This window comes from Streptomyces sp. SID14478, from assembly GCF_010548525.1.
Lineage (GTDB): Bacteria > Actinomycetota > Actinomycetes > Streptomycetales > Streptomycetaceae > Streptomyces.
Window position 1 is genome coordinate 17,286 of record NZ_JAAGMG010000101.1, and the last position, 17,815, is coordinate 35,100.

Below are 17,815 nucleotides of genomic sequence, written 5' to 3' on the forward strand. Positions count from 1 at the left end.
GGGGGCATGACCCGCCTCATCCTCGCCACCCGCAACAACGGCAAGATCGTCGAACTCCGCTCCATCCTCGCCGACGCCGGCCTGCCCCACGAGCTGGTCGGCGCCGACGCGTACCCCGAGATCCCGGACGTCCGCGAGACCGGCGTGACCTTCGCCGAGAACGCCCTCCTCAAGGCCCACGCCCTCGCCGACGCCACTGGCCTGCCTGCCGTCGCCGACGACTCCGGCCTCTGCGTCGACGTCCTCGGCGGCGCCCCCGGCATCTTCTCCGCCCGCTGGGCAGGACGCCACGGCGACGACAAGGCCAACCTCGACCTCCTCCTGGCCCAGCTCGGCGACATCGACGAGGACCGCCACCGGGGCGCCCACTTCGCCTGCGCGGCAGCCCTCGCCCTGCCCGACGGCACGGAGCGCGTGGTGGAGGGGCAGCTGCGGGGGGTCCTGCGGCACGCTCCGGCGGGGACCGGCGGCTTCGGCTACGACCCGATCCTCCAGGTGGAGGGCGACACGCGCACGTGCGCGGAGCTGACCTCCGCCGAGAAGAACGCGATCTCCCATCGGGGGAAGGCGTTTCGGGCGCTGGTGCCGGTGGTGCGGGAGTTGTTGGGCTGAGGCCCGGGGCGACATGACAGAGGGCGCTCCGAGTGGGAGCGCCCTCGCTCGTGCGGTTGGAGGGACTCGAACCCTCACGGGATTTCTCCCACGGGCTCCTAAGGCCCGGGCGTCTGCCAATTCCGCCACAACCGCAACAAAGCGGACATCGCACCTTCCCGGTGCGTTCCGCCTCGCCAGTGTACGGCGCCCTGATTCATGGCGGGCGCGGGCCGTTTCGACGGCTCCAAGTCTTGGTTGGCGCGTGGCAGTTCGAGCAGAGGCGGCGCAGGTTCTCTTGATGGTTGTCGATGCTGCGCCGGGCTTTGGCGCGCGCGGCTTCATTGAAGTCGGGCAACCCCAGGCGGCGCATAAGGTCCGTCAACCCGTGGGATGCGGCGACGGCCCGCGTGAACTCTTCCTCAGGAAAGAGGCCGAGGCTGTGGATGCTGCGCGGCGGCTTGAAATGGCTCGTGTCGATGGCGAACTTCTTCAACCGCCGCTTCACGTGTTCATACGGGCTGCCCACCCATGGAACCCTCCCTCAGTTCTCGGCCACCCGTTCGCTTCCTCGTACGGATCAACGAAACGAAAATCGGACCGTCACGCACGAAATGCGGGACGGTCCGATCGGTGGGGGGACCACATGAGGCGGGCAGGGTCAGAACTTCGGGTCCGGGGTCTGGGCCTCCACGATCTCCGCGGCCTCTTCCTTCGTCTCGACCGACGGCGGGGAACCGGCCAGCGGCTTCTGGGCCGTCTCCTTCATGCAGGCCACCGCGATCACGCCCACCAGGGCCGCGGCCATGGCGTAGTACGCGGGCATCATGTCGGTGCCCGTCAGGGAGATCAGGGCCGTGATGACCAGCGGGGTCGTGCCGCCGAAGATCGACGCGGAGAGGTTGTAGCCGACCGAGAGGGAGCCGTAGCGGACCTGGGTCGGGAACAGGGCCGGGAGGGCCGCCGACATCGTGCCGAGCATGCAGACCAGGGAGAAGCCCAGCATCAGCATGCCGAGCGAGACCGCCCACAGGGCGCCGTTCTTGACCAGGAGGAAGGCGGGGATCGACAGCACCAGGAAGCCGAGCATGCCCGCCATCAGGAGCGGCTTGCGGCCGAAGCGGTCGGAGAGCTTGCCGACCTGGTTGATGACGCACATCAGGATGATCATCGTCGCGATGAGGATGAGGAGTCCGTGCGACTCCTTGTAGCCCATCTCGTCCGACAGGTACGTCGGCATGTACGACAGGAGCATGTAGTCCGTGATGTTGTACGCGCCGACCAGGCAGATGCACAGGATCAGCGACGGCCAGTACTCGCGGAAGATCTTCGCCAGGTCGCCCTTGGCCGTCGTCTCGACCGTGGACGCCGCTTCCGTGGCCTTGTGGGCCGACTCGTCCGCGAGCTTCTGGAAGGCCGGCGTCTCGTCCAGGCGCAGTCGCAGGTAGAGGCCGACGAGGCCGATCGGTCCCGCCACGAGGAACGGGACGCGCCAGCCCCAGGACTCCATGCCGTCGTTGCCGAGCGTCGACGTGAGGATCACGACGATGCCCGCCGCGCCGACGTACCCGGCGAGCGTGCCGAACTCCAGGAAGCTGCCGAAGTAACCGCGGCGCTTGTCGGGCGCGTACTCGGCGATGAAGGTGGACGCGCCGCCGTACTCGCCGCCCGTGGAGAAGCCCTGGATGAGGCGGAAGAGGATGAGCAGGACCGGGGCCCAGAAGCCGATCGAGGCGTAGGACGGGATGAGGCCGATGGCGAACGTGCCGATCGCCATCAGGATCATGGTCATCGCCAGGACCTTCTTGCGGCCGATCTTGTCACCCATTGGGCCGAAGACCATGCCGCCGATCGGCCTGACGAGGAAGGACACCGCGAAGGTCGCGAAGGACGAGATCAGCTGGACGGTGTCGTTCCCGGACGGGAAGAAGACGTGGCCGATCGTCACCGCGAGGTAGGAGTAGATGCCGAAGTCGAACCACTCCATGGCATTGCCGAGCGAGGCAGCTTTGACCGCTCTCTTCACTGCCGCGTCGTCGGTGACGGTGATGTCGGTGCGGCGCAGAGGCGGATTCTTGCGTCGCCGGACGGCGCGGAACAGCGCCCGGTGACGCTTGACCGCCTCCGGGTCGGGCGGCAGCGGCCCTTCCTCGGTGTCGGTGGACATGGCGGTGGATCCCTTCTCTGGACATGGAACGTTTCCAAAGGGATCACTTGCTCGGTGGTGGCGGTCGCAAACGGAAGTCCCCGTCAGAGGGGACTTTCGTCACAGCGTGGGTACCCGGGCGGGTCGGTTCAGATGCCGAGGTCCTTGATGATCTTCGCTACGTGGCCGGCCGCCCGGACGTTGTAGAGCGCGCGCTCGACCTTGCCGTCCTCGTCGACGACGACCGTGGAGCGGATGACGCCCATGTAGGTCTTGCCGTAGTTCTTCTTCTCGCCGTAGGCGCCGTACGCCTCGATGACCTTCTTGTCCGGGTCGCCGACCAGCGTGACCTTGAGGTTCTCCTTGTCCCGGAACTTGGCGAGCTTCGCCGGTTCGTCGGGGGAGACGCCGATGACGTCGTAGCCGGCGCTCGCGAGCACGTCGAGGTTGTCGGTGAAGTCGCAGGCCTGCTTGGTGCAGCCCGGGGTGAGCGCCGCCGGGTAGAAGTAGACGATCGTCTTGCGGCCCTTGTGGTCGGCGAGGGAGACCTCGGTGCCGTCGGCGTCGGGCAGGGTGAAGGCGGGGGCGGTGTCGCCGGGCTGCAGTCGCTCGCTCATGTCGCTCGCATCTCCTTGCGGGTGGGGTGACTCCGGTCGAGCGTAATGGGCGTATTGGGGGTGCCGGGCGGTGCGGGCGGCGGTGAGCTGACAGACTGTCCGTCAGCAGACAGCAGTTACGGAGCGACTACGGAGGCAGCGCGGTGGCGGACACGTCCAGCACGTCGGATACGCCGGATACGCGAACGCCGGCGCAGATCGAGGCGGACATCAAGCGCCGCCGCGAGACCCTGGCCGAGACGCTCGACGAGATCGGGGTGCGGGTGCACCCGAAGACGATCGTCGGCGACGCGAAGGCCAAGTTCGTCTCGAACGTCGACCACACCCTGGGTCGCGCCTACGTGGGTGCGAACCGGCTGGTCTCGGACGTGAAGGGGCAGCTGGTCTCGCAGGAGGGTGCGCCGCGTCTGGAGCGGATCGTGCCGGTCGCGCTGGTCGTGGTCGGTGTCGTGGGGCTCCTCACGGTGACCTCGCGCCGGCGCCGGCGCTGACCCGGCGGCGTACGAGGGCGCGGGCGGCAGGTATTTTCGACGCGTGAGCGAGAAGAGCCAGAGCCACCACGACAAGTTGCCCATCCGGATGCTGCACGACCGTGTGCTCGTGCGGCAGGACACGGCCGAGGGCGAGCGGCGCAGTGGCGGCGGGATCCTGATCCCCGCGACGGCGGCGGTCGGCCGGCGCCTCGCGTGGGCCGAGGTCGTCGCGGTCGGGCAGAACGTGCGGGGCGTGGAGGTCGGTGACCGCGTGCTGTACGACCCGGAGGACCGGGCGGAGGTCGAGGTGCGCGGGGTCGCGTACGTGCTGATGCGCGAGCGGGATCTGCATGCCGTGGCCGCGGACCGGTTCGAGGGCTCCGAGGATTCGACGGGCCTGTACCTGTAGCTCCGCCGGTGTGCGGGAAAGGGGCTGGTGACCATCGTCACCAGCCCCTTTTGCGCGCCCTTTGCTACCTTGGAAAGCACCCGACGAGACGCGCCGTACCGGGACCTGCAAAGACGACGCACCCCTGTTGAGAACCACTGACGGAGGTGCCAGTCATGGCCTGGATCCTGATCGTGATCGCCGGACTTCTCGAGGTCGCCTGGTCGATCGGCATGAAGTACACGGACGGTTTCACGCGCCTGTGGCCGAGCGTGTTCACGGGTGCGGGGATCGTCGCCAGCATGATGCTGTTGTCCTACGCGGCGAAGTCGTTGCCGATCGGTACGGCGTACGGCGTGTGGGTGGGGATCGGGGCCGCGGGTGCGGCGATCGTCGGGATGTTGCTGCTGGGGGAGCCGGCGACGGCTGCGCGGATCTTCTTCATCGGGCTGCTGCTGGTGGCGATCGTCGGCCTGAAGGCGACGTCAGGCCACTGAGCGGGCCTTGCGTGGTGTCGCCGCCGTCGGTGGTGCCGCCGGTGTCGGTGCCGCCGGCGTCCGCTCCGCCGGTGTCGGTGCCTCCCGTGTCCGCGCCGCCGTCGGTGGTCGTGCCGCCGTCCGTCTGGCCCTCGGTCCCGCCGTCCGTCCGGCCGTCGGTTCCGCCTTGCGTCTGGCCCTGGTCCTGGCCTTCGTCGGTGGCGCCGGTGGCGGCGCCACCGGTGTCGGGACCGGCGGTGTCGGTGGGGGTGGCGGGTGCGGTGTCGGGGTCCGTGGGCGTCGTGGGCGGGAGGGTGAGTTCCTCGGATCCGGGCTCCACCTGGAGGTCGAAGTCGTGGGCCGGGGTGCCGGCGAGGGCCTTCTTCGTGAACTGCGCCCAGATCTGTGCGGGGAACCCGCCGCCGTTGATGCGCGGCAGGCCCGCGGCCCCGTACAGGGACTTGTGTGCGCCGGTGACGGGGTCCTGGCCCATCACGGAGACGACGGTCGCCAGGTCGGGGGTGTAGCCCGCGAACCAGGCCGCCGTGTCCTCCTCCGCGGTGCCGGTCTTGCCGGCGGCGGGGCGGCCCGCGGCCCGGGCGGCGGTGCCGGTGCCGCCCTCGACGACGGACTGCAGGACCGAGGTGGTGGTGTCGGCGGACTCGCGGCTGACGGTCTGGCGGGTGTCCTGTTCGGGCAGTTCGACGTCGGTGCCGTCCTTGCTGATGGCGGCGAGGAGCGTGTACCGGCCGTGCTTGCCGTGGTGGGCGAGCGTGGCGTACGCCTCGGTCATGTCGAGGACGCTGGCGGTGGCCGGGCCGAGTGCGATGGACGGGTAGGCGTTGAGGTCGGGGGTGTCCTCGGGCAGGCCGAGGTCGACGGCGGTGTCCTTGACCTTGCCGGGGCCGACGTCGACGGCCATCTGTGCGTACACCGCGTTGACGGACTTGTCGGTGGCGGTGCGTACGGTGATGGGCCCGTAGGAGAGGTTGTCCTCGTTCTCGGGGGCGTAGGCGCCGCCGTTCCAGCCCTGCACGGGCCGCTTGTTCGTGCCGTCGTAGACGGTGTTGGGGGTGATGACGCGGCCGTCCTGCGTGGTCGCGGCGTTCTCCACGGCGGAGGTGAAGACGAACGGCTTGAAGGTGGAGCCGACTTGGTAGTCGCGGCGGGTGGCGTTGTTGACGTATTGCTTCGTGTAGTCGATGCCGCCGTACATCGCGAGGACCTTGCCGGTGGCGGGGTCGATGGCGGCGCCGCCCGCGCGGACGTTCTTGTCGGCGTCCCTGGCCCCCTTGTCGATCTTCGACATGAGCTGGTCGTCGACCGCGTCCACGAAGGCGTCCTGCTTCTTCTTCTGCAGGGTGGTGGTGATGCGGTAGCCGCCGGTGCGCAGCGTGTCCTCGTCGATGATGCCGTTGCTGGTGATGAAGTCCCGTACGGCTTCGACGAGATAGCCGCGCTGCCCGGACAGCTGGGCCTGGCCCTTCGCCTCGACGGGCACCGGGAACTTCATGGCGGCGCGGTCGGCGGCGCTGAGCCACTTCTCCTTGACCATGCCGTCCAGGACGTAGTTCCAGCGGGCGACGGCCTTCGCCTTGTTCTCCGGGTGCGCGATCACGTCGTACGCGCTCGGGGCGTTCAACAGGGCTGCCAGGTAGGCGCCTTGAGCGGTCGTCAGGTCCTCGACGTTGGTCGCGTAGTACGCCTGGGCGGCGGCCTGGATGCCGTAGGCGTTGCGTCCGAAGTAGCTGGTGTTGAGGTAGCCCTCCAGGATGTCGTCCTTGGACTCCTCCCGGTCGAGCTTGATGGAGATGAAGAACTCCTTGATCTTGCGGGTGACCGTCTGCTCCTGGCCGAGGTAGTAGTTCTTCACGTACTGCTGGGTGATGGTGGAGCCGGACTGCTTGCCCTTGCCGGTGGCGGTGTTCCAGGCCGCGCGCAGCATCGCCTTCGGGTCGATGGCGGACTCGGAGTAGAAGTCGCGGTCCTCGGCGGCGAGCACGGTGTGCTGCACGGGCTTGGGGATCTGGGTGAGGGAGACGTTCTCCCGGTTGACCTTGCCGTCGCGGGCGATCTGCGTGCCGTCGGCGTACAGGTAGACGTTGGACTGGGCGGTCGCCGCCGAGTTCGCCGGGGGGATGTCCACGAGGAAGTAGCCGAGCGCGAACAGGCCGATGCACAGCAGGACGAAGCCGATCACCGTGCCGAGCAGCATCCGCCAGGTCGGGATCAGTCGCCGCCAGCCCTTGCGCTTGGGGCGCTTGGTCCTGGTCTTCTTGGCGGCCTTGTCCTCGGCCGCCGGCGGCTGCTCCGGTGGCTGCTCCGGCGTCTCGTCGCTGCTCATGTCCTGTGGAACTCCTGATTCGCGTCGTACGTCACGTACGCCTCGTATGACACATAAGCCTCCTACATCACCCTGAAAATGGGTGGCAGGCATCGCCCGCGGGTGACTAGGCTCCTGCGCTTCGGCCTGCACGAGGGCCTCGCTTGCTCCGACTGCTTCGAGGGGGAAACGCGCGTGGGCGCAGTGCGGCTGTACCTGGCCGTGGCCGCCGGGGCCTTCCGGCGTTACGCGACCTATCGCGGGGCGACCTTCGCGGGCATCTTCACGAACACCGTCTTCGGCCTGATCATCGCGTGCACTTATATCGCGCTCTGGGACGAGCGGCCGCACCTGGGCGGGTACGACCAGGCGCAGGCGCTCACCTTCGTGTGGGTGGGGCAGGCGATGTTCTCGGTGATGATGCTCGGCGTGCCGTCCGGGTTCGAGACGGAGCTCGCCGACCGGATCCGCAGCGGCGACATCGCCGTGGACCTGTACCGGCCGGCCGATCTGCAGTGCTGGTGGCTGGCGCAGGACCTCGGCCGGGCGTTCTTCCAGCTCCTGGGGCGCGGTGTCGTCCCGATGGCGGTGGGCGCGCTGGTCTTCGAACTGGCGCTGCCCGCCGACCCGTTGAGGTGGCTGGCTTTCCTGTTCTCGGTGCTGCTCGGGATGGTCGTCAGTTTCGCGCTGCGCTATCTCGTGGCGATGTCCGCGTTCTGGCTGCTCGACGCGAGCGGGATCGCCCAGATGTACGGGATCGCCGCCACGTTCTTCTGCGGGATGCTGCTGCCGCTGAACGTCTTCCCGGGCGCGATCGGCGACGTGGCCCGCGCCCTGCCGTGGTCGGCGCTGCTGCAGGTGCCCGCGGACGTCCTGATGGGCACCCAGGGGAGCCGGGGCCTGCCGGGCAGCTACCTCTTCCAGGCCGGGTGGGCCGCCGCGATCCTCGGCGTCGGGCGGCTGCTGCAGGCGACGGCGACGCGGCGGGTGGTGGCACAGGGTGGCTGACCGGATCGGCCAAGTGCGGGACGGGGCGCGGGCGTTCCGCATGATCGGCGGGATGTGGATCCGCTCCACGATGACCTATCGCGCGTCCTTCGTGATGACGAGCCTCGGCAACCTCGCCCTGACGGCGCTGGAGTTCGTCGGCATCCTGCTGATGTTCTCGCAGGTCGACCGGCTCGGCGGGTACGGCCTCGCCGAGGTCGCCTTCCTGTACGGGACCTCGGGCGCCGCGTTCGGGCTCGCCGACCTGCTCGCCGGGTCGCTCGGCCGGCTCGGGACGCGGGTGCGGGACGGGACGCTGGACGCGTTCCTGGTGCGGCCCGCGCCGGTGCTCGCGCAGGTCGCCGCGGACCGGTTCGCGCTGCGCCGGCTGGGGCGGGTGACGCAGGGGCTGCTGGTGCTCGGGTGGGCGCTGTGCACGCTGGACGTGACGTGGACGCCGGTGAAGGTGCTGCTGGTGCCGGTGCTCCTGGTGAGCGGCACCGGGATCTTCACGGCCGTGTTCATGGCGGGCGCGGCCTTCCAGATCGTGGCGCAGGACGCGGCGGAGGTGCAGAACGCGGCGACGTTCGGCGGCACCGCGATGCTGTCGTACCCGCCGACGGTCTTCGGCGACAACCTGCTGCGCGGCGTCACCTTCGTCCTGCCGCTGGCCTTCGTGAACTGGCTGCCCGCGTTGTACGTCCTCGGCCGCCCCTACCCGCTGGACCTGCCGCGGTGGGTCGCGTTCGCGCCGCCGCTGGTGGCGGCCGCGTGTCTGGGCGCGGCGGGTCTCGCGTGGCGGGCGGCGCTGCGCACGTATCGCAGTACAGGGAGTTGAACGGGAATGGGCGATGACGCGTTCATCGAGGTGGACGGCGTCGAGAAGGTCTTCGACGTGCGCCGCAGGACGGGCTTCTTGCGGCGGGAGCGGCGGCAGGTGCGGGCGGTGGACTCACTGTCGTTCTCGGTGCCGCGCGGCGAGATGGTCGGCTACATCGGGCCGAACGGCGCCGGGAAGTCGACGACGATCAAGATGCTGACGGGCATCCTGACGCCGAGCGCGGGACGGCTGCGGGTGGCCGGCATCGACCCCTCCCGCGAGCGGCGGCGGCTCGCGCACCGCATCGGCGTCGTCTTCGGCCAGCGCACGACGCTGTGGTGGGACCTTCCCCTCATCGACTCGTACCGGCTGATGCGGCGCATGTACCGGATCGAGGACGCGCGGTACGTGCGGAACCTCGCGCGCTGCGTCGAACTCCTGGAGCTGGGCGACCTGTTGGAGGTGCCGGTGCGCCAGCTGTCGCTCGGGCAGCGGATGCGCGGGGACATCGCGGCGGCGCTGCTGCACGACCCCGAGGTGCTGTACCTCGACGAGCCGACGATCGGCCTCGACGTCGTGTCGAAGGTCAAGGTCCGCGGATTCCTGCGGGACCTGAACCGGGACAGGGGGACGACCGTCCTGCTGACCACGCACGACCTGACCGACATCGAGCAGCTCTGCCACCGCGTGATGGTCATCGACCACGGGCGGCTGATGTACGACGGCGAGCTGGCGGGGCTGCACGAGGCGGGCGGCGCCGTGGTGGAGCGCACGCTCGTCGTGGACCTGGAGCGCGAACTGCCGCCGCTGGACGTCGAGTTCACCCGGGTGGTGAAGGTGGAGGGGGCGCGGCAGTGGCTGGCGTTCCCGGCGGGGCGGTCGGCGGCGCCGCTCGTCGCGCGCATCGCCGAGCGGTACCCGCTGGCGGACCTGTCCGTGCGGGAGCCGGACATCGAGGCCGTGATCGCGCGGATGTACGCCCGGGGCACTTCCGTCAGGCCCTGACGCCCGTAGGCTGAGCGGTATGACGGACGAACCGCTGCCCGAGCGCCCCGAGCCCCATGATCACTCGGCCACGCCCGATCTGCGGGCCTCCGACGCCGACCGCGAGCAGGTCGTGGAGCGGCTGCGGGAGGCCGTCGCCGAGGGGCGGCTCGACATGGACGAGTTCGGGGAGCGCCTGGAGGCGGCGTACAAGGCGCGTACGTACCGGGAGCTGGCTCCGCTGACCCGGGACCTGCCCGGGGCGGGGGTGAGCGCTCCGGTGAACCTGGTGAAGGCGCCGCTGCCGGAGGGTGCCGTGGACTGGTCGGCGCGGATCGGCGGTGCCGCGTCCTCCACGTCGGCGGTCGCGGTCATGTCCGGGTTCCAGCGCAAGGGGCCGTGGACGGTGCCGCGCCGCTTCAACTGCTTCGCGTTCTGGGGCGGCGGTGAACTCGATCTGCGGGACGCGCGGTTCGAGGACCGGGAAGTCGTCATCAACTGCGTCGCGATCATGGGCGGGATGAACATCGTGGTCCCGCCCGGCGTCGAGGTCGTGGTGCGCGGTCTGGGCATCATGGGCGCCTTCGACCAGCGCGAGGCGGGCGTGCAGGGCGATCCCGGGGCGCCGCGCGTGGTGGTGACCGGGTTCGCGTTCTGGGGCGGCGTCGGCGTGGAGCGGAAGGTCACGCGCGCGGAGCGGCAGCGCCTGCGCGAGGAGCGGCGCCGCGAGAAGCGCGAGCTGCGGGGTGAGCGGCGGGGCGAGCTGGAGGGGCGCCGGGAGAGGCACCGCGCCTCGCACGAGGAGCTGATGGACCGGCACCGGGAGCGCCTGGAGGAGCACTTCGACCGGATCGAGGAGCGGCGCGAGCGGCGCAACCGCCACCACCGGGACTGACGGGCGTGCGCCGCGGCGCACGCCCGGCGGCCTTACAGCTCGGCCCCGGCGGACGCCTTCAGCGCGGACAGGTCGAACGTGTAGGCCATCTTCCGGTACCCCGCGTCGCTGGGGTGCAGATGGTCCCCGGAGTCGTACTGCGACAGGAGCCTGCGCGGGTTGTACGGGTCACGCAGCGCCTTGTCGAAGTCGACGTAGCTGTCGAAGACCTTCCCGGAGCGGATCTGCTCGTTGACGCCCTGGCGGACGTCCTCCAGGAGCGGCCGGTAGCCGCGGTGTCCCTGGAACGGCATGAGCGTCGCCCCGATGACCCGCAGTCCGCGCGTGTGCGCCTGCCGGACGAGTTCCCTGAGCCCCGTCACGATCTTGCCGGGGTCGGTCTGCTGCGGGGTGCGCAGGATGTCGTTGATGCCGAGGTCGATGACGACGGCCCGGACGCCGGAGCGGGCGAGGGCGTCGCGGTCGAAGCGGGACAGGCCGCTCGGGTTGCCCGCGGGGCGGCCGAGGCCGTCGGACAGGATGCGGTTGCCGCTGATGCCCTGGTTCACGACGCCGTAGCGCGGGGCACCCGACTCGGAGCGCAGGCGGTCGGCGAGGACGTCCGTCCAGCGCCGGTTGGCGCCCATCGTCGAGGTGATGCCGTCGGTGAGCGAGTCGCCGAGGACGACGACGGTGCCCTCGGCCTCGTGGCTGAGCACGTCGAGCGCGGTCAGGTAGCGCCAGTACGGGCTCTGCTCGGTGTAGAAGGCGCCGCTGGGGTCCTCGGTGCGGTCGCCGTTGGCCACGTACGACATCTGCCGGGCCTGCGGGTGGTAGGTGACCGGCCCCGACGGGGTCGGCGAGTACGTGGTGACGAGCAGGTCCGTGTCGGCGGGCACCTCGATGCGGGCCGCGTCGCTGACGACCTGCTGGCCGGCCGGGATGACCACCGAGGTGTTCCCGGCGAAGGTCAGCCGGCGCACCGTCCCGGCGAGGGCCGTCGGGTTGTTCGGCGCGGAGGCGAGGGCGAGGGAGGCGTGCGTGATGCTGAGGGGCTGCTGCCCGTACAGATTGGAGAGCGTGATGCGGGCGCCGGTGCCGCCGATGCTGCTGTGCACGACATTGCGGATGGAGCGGCCGAAGAATCCGCCCCCGGACGCCGTCCGGGAGGTGCCCCCGGCTTCCGTGCCGGGCTCGGCGCCCGCGGGGGAGGCGGACCAGGTGCTGGTCCAGGTGCCGGTGGAGGCGGGTGCGGCGGAGCCGCGCTGGTGCGTGCCGCCCGCTTGGACGGAGCCGTCGTCGCCGCGCAGGACGCCGGAGAATCCGACGTAGATCGCGGCCGAGATCACTACGGCGACCGCGACGAGCGCGGCCAACAAGGCATAACCGTGACGCCTGGCCATGCGGTGTGTGTCTCCTCGGGAAGAGGGAGCCCGAGGCTCCGATGTGATGAACCCATGATGCGTCATGGGACGGGATCGTCTTCGAGCGGGGCGACACTGACCCCCTGCGAACCCTCTCCGACCATTCAGACGCCAGGAACTTGTGGTTCGTTCCGTGAGTAGGTCAGGAAGGGACAATGTGTGAGGGGAACGACAGATGCCGGATGCGGAGCGGGCGATGAGCGAGACGGACCAGAAGCCAGATAAAAGGGGTGAAGCGGACACCGGTGGCACTAGGCAGTATGCCCACGCCACCCCCGCCCAACCTCGCACCGCGCGTCGCTTCGCCGGCGAGTTCAGCCCGGCCGACGAGGAGAAGCGGCGCGGCGTGCGCCGGATGAAGGCGACGGCGACCGGGATGCTCGTCCTCGTCGCGCTCGTCTACGCCCTCACCACCTGGGCGGGCCACTCCGGCGCGGGCGCCTGGACCGGGTACGTCGCGGCGGCCGCAGAGGCCGGCATGGTCGGCGCGCTCGCGGACTGGTTCGCGGTCACCGCCCTGTTCCGGCATCCGCTCGGCATCCCCATCCCGCACACCGCGATCATCCCCAAGAAGAAGGACCAACTGGGCGTCTCGCTCGGTGAGTTCGTCGGGGAGAACTTCCTGTCCGGCGACGTCGTGCGCGACCGGCTGCGCGCCGTGGGCATCGGCTCGCGGCTCGGCGCCTGGCTGGCGGAGCCCGAGCACGCCGACCGGGTCACGGCCGAGCTGGCGACGGCGCTGCGCGGCGCCCTGACGGTCCTGCGCGACTCCGACGTCCAGGCGGTGGTCGGCGAGGCCATCACGCGCCGCGCGAACGGCGCGGAGATCGCGCCCGGCATCGGCAAGATGCTGGAGAAGGTCGTCGCCGACGGCGGGCACCGGCGGATCGTCGACCTGGTGTGCACGCGGGCCGCCGACTGGCTGGTCCTGCACTCGGACTCCGTCATGGACGCGGTGCAGGGCGGCGCCCCCGGCTGGACCCCCCGCTTCGTCGACAAGCGGGTCGGCGAGCGCGTCTACAAGGAACTGCTGCGCTTCGTCACCGAGATGCGGGACATGCCCGAGCACCCGGCCCGCGGCGCCGTCGACCGTTTCCTGCGGGACTTCGCGGGCGACCTGCAGTCCGACTCCGACACCCGGGCCCGCGTCGAGCGCCTCAAGTCCGAGGTGATCGGCCGCTCCGAGGTGCAGGACCTGATCGCCTCCACCTGGTCCGCGGTCCGCTCGATGATCGTGGCCGCCGCCGAGGACGAGCGCAGCGAACTGCGGATGCGGGTGCGGGCCTCGCTGCTCTCGCTCGGGCAGCGGATGGCGACCGACCCCAAGGTGCAGGCCAAGGTCGACGGCTGGGTGGAGGGCGCGGCGGTGTACGTCGTGACGACGTACCGGGCCGAGATCACCTCCCTGATCACGGACACGGTGGCCGGCTGGGACGCCGAGCACACCTCCCGCAAGATCGAGGCGCACATCGGCCGCGACCTGCAGTTCATCCGGATCAACGGCACGGTGGTCGGATCGCTCGCGGGGCTGCTGATCTACACGGTGTCGCGGGCACTCGGGGCTTAGCGGCCGAGTCATGTCCAGCCCCTCCGGCGTTCGAGGAGCGGGGTCCGGGGCGGTGACAGTCGTGTCGAGCGGCTGTGGTGCCGAGCGGCTTTCGGGGCACTCGGGCCAGGTCCCGCCGTCCGTTCCCTCAATGAGGAGGGTGCACATGTCCGTGGACCACCAAGATCGGCGCCCGCCCGAACCCGGCACCGTCACGACCGCCGTCCCCGCCCGCCTGGACCGCCTGCCCTGGTCCCGCTGGCACTGGACGGTGGTGATCGGGCTCGGCACGGTGTGGATCCTCGACGGGCTCGAAGTCACCGTCGTCGGCAACATCGCGGGCCGCCTCTCCGAGTCCGGCAGCGGGCTGCCGATCTCGTCCTCGCAGGTCACGGGCATCGCCGCCGCGCTGTACGTGGCGGGCGCATGCGTGGGGGCCCTGTTCTTCGGCTGGCTCACCGACCGGTTCGGCCGCAAGAAACTGTTCCTGATCACCCTCGCCGTCTACCTCGCGGCGACGGCCCTCACGGCGCTGTCCTTCTCCTCCTGGTGGTTCTTCGTCTTCCGCTTCTTCACCGGCTTCGGCATCGGCGGGGAGTACGCGGCCATCAACTCGGCCATCGACGAACTGATCCCGTCCGCCTTCCGCGGCCGCGTCGACCTGATCATCAACGGCAGTTTCTGGCTCGGCGCGATCGGCGGCTCGCTGCTGTCCATCGTCGCGCTCGACACGGACCTGTTCGCCAAGAACGTCGGCTGGCGCCTCACCTTCGCCCTCGGCGTCATCCTCGGCCTGGTCATCCTCCTCGTACGCCGCAACGTCCCCGAAAGCCCACGCTGGCTGTTCATCCACGGCAGGGGCGAGGAGGCCGACTCGCTCGTGACGGGCATCGAGGAGAAGGTGCGCGCGCAGCACCACGAGCGCGAACTCCCGCCGCCCGCGGGTGAGATCACCATCCACCAGCGCAAGAGCGTCGGCTTCATGGAGATCGCGCGCACCGTGTTCCGCTCCTACCCGCGCCGCACCACGCTCGGCCTTGCGCTCTTCATCGGCCAGGCGTTCCTCTACAACGCGATCACCTTCGGCTTCGGCGCGATCCTCACGAAGTTCTTCGACGTGCCGACGGGCTCGACCGGCTACTACTTCGCGGTCATCGCGGCCGGCAACTTCCTCGGCCCGCTGCTGCTCGGCCGGTTCTTCGACACGGTCGGCCGCCGGATCATGATCTCGTCGACGTACCTGCTGTCGGGCATCCTGCTCTTCGGCACGGCCTGGCTGTTCGACCGCGGCTCGCTGAGCGCGACGACCCTGACGGCCTGCTGGTCGGTGGTCCTGTTCTTCGCGTCGGCCGGCGCGTCCAGCGCGTACCTGACCGTCTCGGAGATCTTCCCGATGGAGACGCGTGCGATGGCGATCGCCTTCTTCTACGCGATCGGCACGGCGGCCGGCGGCATCAGCGGCCCGCTCCTGTTCGCCGACCTCACGGCGAGCGGCAAGGTCGGCGACACGGTGCTCGCGTTCCAGGTGGGTGCCTCGCTGATGTGCGTGGCGGGCCTGGTGGCGGCGGCGTTCGCGGTGCGGGCGGAGCAGCGGTCGCTGGAGGACGTGGCACGGCCCCTGTCGGAGGTCACCGCGGCGTAACCCTTGCGAGGCGTACGCGGCGCCGGGCGCCCTGCACCTGCTGGTGGGGGCGCCCGGGGCCGTCCCCGCGCCACGGCCCGATGGTTCCTGCCCCCCCGACCCGCCACCTGGCCAGATCGCCACGGCATGAAACAATCTGGCCATGACGGCAAGAAAGTCGACCGGCCCGGCGCGCGGCTCGGTGGCGGTCCTGGTCAGGGACGGGGTCCTGCCCATGGAGCTGGGCCTCGTCCACCAGCTGTTCGGCACGGCCCGCGACCCGTCCACGGGCGAGCTGCTCTACGACGTGCGCACCTGCGCCCCGCGCCCCGGCCGCATCCGCACCGACGCCGACTTCCCGATCTACGCGGAACACGGCCTGGAGGCGGTGGCGCAGGCGGACACGGTGCTCGTCCCGGCCTCGCACGAGTCCGACGAGACGCTGAGCCCCGGCTCGCTGGACACCGGGCTGGCGCAGGCACTGACGGCCATGAAGGGCAGAGTCGCCTCGATCTGCACGGGCTCGTTCGTCCTGGCGGCGACGGGACTCCTGGACGGCAGACGGGCGACGACCCACTGGATGTCCTCGGACCGGTTCGCCCGCACGTTCCCCCAGGTGACCGTCGACCCGAACGTCCTCTACGTGGACGAGGGCGCCGTCCTGACCTCGGCCGGCGAGGCGGCAGGCATCGACCTGTGCCTGCACATGATCCGCTCCGACCACGGCTCGGCGGTCGCCGCGGAGGTCGCGCGCCGCACGGTGGTCCCGCCGCACCGCGAGGGCGGACAGGCCCAGTACATCCAACGCCCGGTGGAGGAAGCCGGGTTGACGTCCACGTCGGGCTCACGGGCCTGGGCGCGGGAGCGGCTGGCCGAGCCGCTGACCCTCGCGGACCTGGCGGCCCGGGACGCCATGTCGATCCGTACGTACAACCGGCGCTTCCGGGAGGAGACGGGCCTGACCCCGATGACCTGGCTGGCGCGCCAACGCGTCGACCGGGCCAGGGAGTTGCTGGAGCGCACGGACCACACGGTGGACCGGGTCGCGGCCGAGACGGGCCTCGGCACGGGGACGTCGCTGCGCCAGCACTTCCAGGCCGTTCTGGGCGTGTCACCGGCGGCGTACCGGGCCACGTTCCGGGGACGATGAACCGCATGAGTGACACTGAGGCTGAGATGAACGAGGTCCGCAGGGCCGTCCCGAACGTGGCAGTGGACGGGGAGGAGTCCCTGGCGGCGAACCGTGCCTTCTACGGCGCGCTCGGCTTCGAGGAGGTCATGGACCTCGGCTGGGTGATGACCCTGGCGTCCCCGGCCCACCCCACGGCCCAGATCAACCTCATCGAGCGGGGCGGCCCGGAACTCGTCGTGCCGGACATGAGCGTCGAGGTGACGGACGTCGACGCGGCGTACGAGGCGATGCGCCTGGCCGGCGCCGAGGTCGTCCGCGAGCTGCGCAACGAGGAGTGGGGCGTGCGCCGCTTCTTCGTCCGTGATCCGCAGGGCAAGATCGTGAACGTACTCGGGCACGCCCCCGTCGGGGGTTGACCGCGCGGACGCTCAGGCGGCGCGGCGGTCGACGAGCACGTACGACGCGGCGGCCACGGCCCCGGCGACACCGCACACGGCGGGCCAGGCGCCGACCTTCTTGGCCAGCGGGTGCGACCCGGCGAACGCGGCGACGTACGCCCCGGTCAACGCCCCCGCGACCGTCCCGCCCGCCGTCCGCTTCCACTGCGTGGCGGCCGCCGCCCCGGCGACGGCGAGCACGGCCCCGCCCAGCTGCCGCTTCTTGGTGAAGCGGGCGGTGGCATAACCGCCGACGAGGCCGGCGGCGGCGATCGGCGCGGTGGGCAGGGAACGGGCCATGGGACGGGCCTCCTGTGTCGTTCTGGACGCTGTTCGTGAGGCTACGCCCCGGTGCCCCCGCCCGGTCGGCGGGGGCCACAGGCCCGGGGCCCGGCGGCGCCGTCAGCCGAACATGCCCACCTGGTAGTCGCCCGCGGGCAGCTGCACCATGACGTTCAGGCGGTTGTACGTGTTGATGAGCGCGATCAGCGACACCAGCGCGGCGAGCTGGTCCTCGTCGTAGTGCTTGGCGGCGTCCGCCCACACCTCGTCGCTGACACCGCCCGCGGCGTCGGCGATCCGCGTCCCCTGCTCGGCGAGCGCGAGCGCGGCCCGCTCGGCGTCGGTGAACACCTTGGCCTCGCGCCAGGCGGCGACGAGCGTGAGCCGCTGCACGGTCTCACCGGCGGCCGCGGCGTCCTTGGTGTGCATGTCGAGGCAGAACCCGCAGCCGTTGATCTGGCTGGCCCGGATCTTCACGAGCTCCTGCGTGCTGTGGGGGAGCCCGGTGCCGTCCAGGACCTTGCCCGCCGAGTTGATGTGCTTGAGGAACTTGGCGGCGGTGGCGTTACCGAAGAGGTCGAGTCGCGCTTCCATGGTGTTCTCCCTGGTCATACCGGTCGTCCGGCCGGTCTCCGTGTCTCAGTAGCCGGTTGAGGTGGCTACACCCTTCTGACGGAGAGGGTCGAAAAGATGT

General features: G+C 70.5%; 19 protein-coding genes, 1 tRNA gene and 1 riboswitch. Of the genes, 12 read left to right on the forward strand and 8 right to left on the reverse strand.

From position 1 onward, the window contains the following. The first annotated feature begins 6 nt into the window (after positions 1-6). Positions 7-612: an RdgB/HAM1 family non-canonical purine NTP pyrophosphatase gene (rdgB, locus tag G3I40_RS03735; protein WP_164300706.1), complete on the forward strand. Its 606-nt coding sequence runs from the start codon at positions 7-9 to the stop codon at positions 610-612. A gap of 51 nt (positions 613-663) precedes the next feature. Here the strand turns inward: rdgB and G3I40_RS03740 are convergent. From G3I40_RS03740 to bcp, 4 genes are all read right to left on the reverse strand, one after another. Further along, positions 664-747: transfer RNA gene (locus G3I40_RS03740), tRNA-Leu, on the reverse strand. Between the two features lie 61 nt (positions 748-808). After that, a complete protein-coding gene (locus tag G3I40_RS03745; RefSeq protein ID WP_164300689.1) occupies positions 809-1,120 on the reverse strand; it encodes a hypothetical protein in 312 nt (103 codons plus the stop codon). 132 nt (positions 1,121-1,252) lie between these two features. Further along, positions 1,253-2,758 carry a glycine betaine/L-proline transporter ProP gene (gene proP / locus G3I40_RS03750; RefSeq protein ID WP_164300707.1) on the reverse strand — a complete coding sequence of 502 codons (1,506 nt, stop codon included), beginning with the start codon at positions 2,756-2,758 and terminating at the stop codon, positions 1,253-1,255. Positions 2,759-2,886: 128 nt separating this feature from the next. Then, entirely contained in the window at positions 2,887-3,354 is a 468-nt protein-coding gene (bcp, locus tag G3I40_RS03755; RefSeq protein WP_164300708.1) for a thioredoxin-dependent thiol peroxidase, read from the reverse strand. A 143-nt stretch (positions 3,355-3,497) separates the two neighbouring features. Here bcp and G3I40_RS03760 point away from each other — a divergent pair, with 143 nt between their 5' ends. The 3 genes from G3I40_RS03760 (at position 3,498) to sugE (ending at position 4,712) form a co-directional block, all read left to right on the forward strand. After that, complete coding sequence (locus G3I40_RS03760) at positions 3,498-3,845, forward strand: DUF3618 domain-containing protein (protein ID WP_164300709.1); 348 nt, start codon at positions 3,498-3,500, stop codon at positions 3,843-3,845. A gap of 88 nt (positions 3,846-3,933) precedes the next feature. Further along, positions 3,934-4,236, forward strand: coding sequence for a co-chaperone GroES (locus G3I40_RS03765; protein ID WP_164300734.1), 303 nt, complete (start codon positions 3,934-3,936; stop codon positions 4,234-4,236). 54 nt (positions 4,237-4,290) lie between these two features. Further along, a riboswitch (guanidine-III (ykkC-III) riboswitch) is annotated at positions 4,291-4,359 on the forward strand. 32 nt (positions 4,360-4,391) lie between these two features. Further along, entirely contained in the window at positions 4,392-4,712 is a 321-nt protein-coding gene (sugE, locus tag G3I40_RS03770) for a quaternary ammonium compound efflux SMR transporter SugE (RefSeq protein WP_164300710.1), read from the forward strand. Here the strand turns inward: sugE and G3I40_RS03775 are convergent. Next, positions 4,657-7,035, reverse strand: a complete 2,379-nt coding sequence (locus G3I40_RS03775) for a transglycosylase domain-containing protein (RefSeq protein WP_164300711.1) — start codon at positions 7,033-7,035, stop codon at positions 4,657-4,659. The two genes, sugE and G3I40_RS03775, sit on opposite strands and share 56 nt — an antisense overlap. Before the next feature lie 183 nt (positions 7,036-7,218). On the opposite strand from G3I40_RS03775, the gene G3I40_RS03780 reads away from it, so the two are divergent. The 4 genes from G3I40_RS03780 to G3I40_RS03795 are packed head-to-tail and all read left to right on the forward strand — an operon-like array spanning position 7,219 to position 10,700. Next, a complete protein-coding gene (locus G3I40_RS03780; protein WP_343244818.1) occupies positions 7,219-8,022 on the forward strand; it encodes an ABC-2 family transporter protein in 804 nt (267 codons plus the stop codon). A gap of 40 nt (positions 8,023-8,062) precedes the next feature. Next, entirely contained in the window at positions 8,063-8,839 is a 777-nt protein-coding gene (locus tag G3I40_RS03785; RefSeq protein WP_164300735.1) for an ABC transporter permease, read from the forward strand. A 6-nt stretch (positions 8,840-8,845) separates the two neighbouring features. Beyond that, positions 8,846-9,826 carry an ATP-binding cassette domain-containing protein gene (locus tag G3I40_RS03790; RefSeq protein ID WP_164300713.1) on the forward strand — a complete coding sequence of 327 codons (981 nt, stop codon included), beginning with the start codon at positions 8,846-8,848 and terminating at the stop codon, positions 9,824-9,826. Positions 9,827-9,845: 19 nt separating this feature from the next. Then, a complete protein-coding gene (locus tag G3I40_RS03795) occupies positions 9,846-10,700 on the forward strand; it encodes a DUF1707 domain-containing protein (protein WP_164300714.1) in 855 nt (284 codons plus the stop codon). A gap of 32 nt (positions 10,701-10,732) precedes the next feature. Here the strand turns inward: G3I40_RS03795 and G3I40_RS03800 are convergent, their stop codons facing one another. After that, on the reverse strand, positions 10,733-12,082 hold the full coding sequence (locus G3I40_RS03800; protein ID WP_164300715.1) for an SGNH/GDSL hydrolase family protein: 1,350 nt from the start codon (positions 12,080-12,082) through the stop codon (positions 10,733-10,735). Positions 12,083-12,299: 217 nt separating this feature from the next. Between G3I40_RS03800 and G3I40_RS03805 the strand changes: the two genes are divergently transcribed. From G3I40_RS03805 to G3I40_RS03820, 4 genes are all read left to right on the forward strand, one after another. Continuing rightward, complete coding sequence (locus G3I40_RS03805; RefSeq protein WP_164300716.1) at positions 12,300-13,670, forward strand: DUF445 domain-containing protein; 1,371 nt, start codon at positions 12,300-12,302, stop codon at positions 13,668-13,670. Between the two features lie 145 nt (positions 13,671-13,815). Further along, a complete protein-coding gene (locus tag G3I40_RS03810) occupies positions 13,816-15,291 on the forward strand; it encodes an MFS transporter (protein ID WP_164300717.1) in 1,476 nt (491 codons plus the stop codon). A 142-nt stretch (positions 15,292-15,433) separates the two neighbouring features. Further along, entirely contained in the window at positions 15,434-16,420 is a 987-nt protein-coding gene (locus G3I40_RS03815; RefSeq protein ID WP_164300718.1) for a helix-turn-helix domain-containing protein, read from the forward strand. 5 nt (positions 16,421-16,425) lie between these two features. Next, a complete protein-coding gene (locus G3I40_RS03820; protein ID WP_239091513.1) occupies positions 16,426-16,818 on the forward strand; it encodes a VOC family protein in 393 nt (130 codons plus the stop codon). A gap of 12 nt (positions 16,819-16,830) precedes the next feature. Here the strand turns inward: G3I40_RS03820 and G3I40_RS03825 are convergent, their stop codons facing one another. Then, positions 16,831-17,139: a hypothetical protein gene (locus G3I40_RS03825; protein ID WP_164300719.1), complete on the reverse strand. Its 309-nt coding sequence runs from the start codon at positions 17,137-17,139 to the stop codon at positions 16,831-16,833. A 102-nt stretch (positions 17,140-17,241) separates the two neighbouring features. Beyond that, positions 17,242-17,715 carry a carboxymuconolactone decarboxylase family protein gene (locus G3I40_RS03830; RefSeq protein ID WP_164300720.1) on the reverse strand — a complete coding sequence of 158 codons (474 nt, stop codon included), beginning with the start codon at positions 17,713-17,715 and terminating at the stop codon, positions 17,242-17,244. Positions 17,716-17,815 lie beyond the last annotated feature (100 nt).

What these genes read in the sequence shown, in the direction of transcription:
- rdgB (WP_164300706.1), top strand. Translation starts at nt 7, where the DNA reads ATGACCCGCCTCATCCTCGCCACCCGCAACAACGGCAAGATCGTCGAA.
- proP (WP_164300707.1), bottom strand. Translation starts at nt 2,758, where the DNA reads ATGTCCACCGACACCGAGGAAGGGCCGCTGCCGCCCGACCCGGAGGCG.
- bcp (WP_164300708.1), bottom strand. Translation starts at nt 3,354, where the DNA reads ATGAGCGAGCGACTGCAGCCCGGCGACACCGCCCCCGCCTTCACCCTG.
- G3I40_RS03765 (WP_164300734.1), top strand. Translation starts at nt 3,934, where the DNA reads ATGCTGCACGACCGTGTGCTCGTGCGGCAGGACACGGCCGAGGGCGAG.
- sugE (WP_164300710.1), top strand. Translation starts at nt 4,392, where the DNA reads ATGGCCTGGATCCTGATCGTGATCGCCGGACTTCTCGAGGTCGCCTGG.
- G3I40_RS03775 (WP_164300711.1), bottom strand. Translation starts at nt 7,035, where the DNA reads ATGAGCAGCGACGAGACGCCGGAGCAGCCACCGGAGCAGCCGCCGGCG.
- G3I40_RS03785 (WP_164300735.1), top strand. Translation starts at nt 8,063, where the DNA reads ATGATCGGCGGGATGTGGATCCGCTCCACGATGACCTATCGCGCGTCC.
- G3I40_RS03790 (WP_164300713.1), top strand. Translation starts at nt 8,846, where the DNA reads ATGGGCGATGACGCGTTCATCGAGGTGGACGGCGTCGAGAAGGTCTTC.
- G3I40_RS03795 (WP_164300714.1), top strand. Translation starts at nt 9,846, where the DNA reads ATGACGGACGAACCGCTGCCCGAGCGCCCCGAGCCCCATGATCACTCG.
- G3I40_RS03800 (WP_164300715.1), bottom strand. Translation starts at nt 12,082, where the DNA reads ATGGCCAGGCGTCACGGTTATGCCTTGTTGGCCGCGCTCGTCGCGGTC.
- G3I40_RS03805 (WP_164300716.1), top strand. Translation starts at nt 12,300, where the DNA reads ATGAGCGAGACGGACCAGAAGCCAGATAAAAGGGGTGAAGCGGACACC.
- G3I40_RS03810 (WP_164300717.1), top strand. Translation starts at nt 13,816, where the DNA reads ATGTCCGTGGACCACCAAGATCGGCGCCCGCCCGAACCCGGCACCGTC.
- G3I40_RS03815 (WP_164300718.1), top strand. Translation starts at nt 15,434, where the DNA reads ATGACGGCAAGAAAGTCGACCGGCCCGGCGCGCGGCTCGGTGGCGGTC.
- G3I40_RS03820 (WP_239091513.1), top strand. Translation starts at nt 16,426, where the DNA reads ATGAGTGACACTGAGGCTGAGATGAACGAGGTCCGCAGGGCCGTCCCG.
- G3I40_RS03825 (WP_164300719.1), bottom strand. Translation starts at nt 17,139, where the DNA reads ATGGCCCGTTCCCTGCCCACCGCGCCGATCGCCGCCGCCGGCCTCGTC.
- G3I40_RS03830 (WP_164300720.1), bottom strand. Translation starts at nt 17,715, where the DNA reads ATGGAAGCGCGACTCGACCTCTTCGGTAACGCCACCGCCGCCAAGTTC.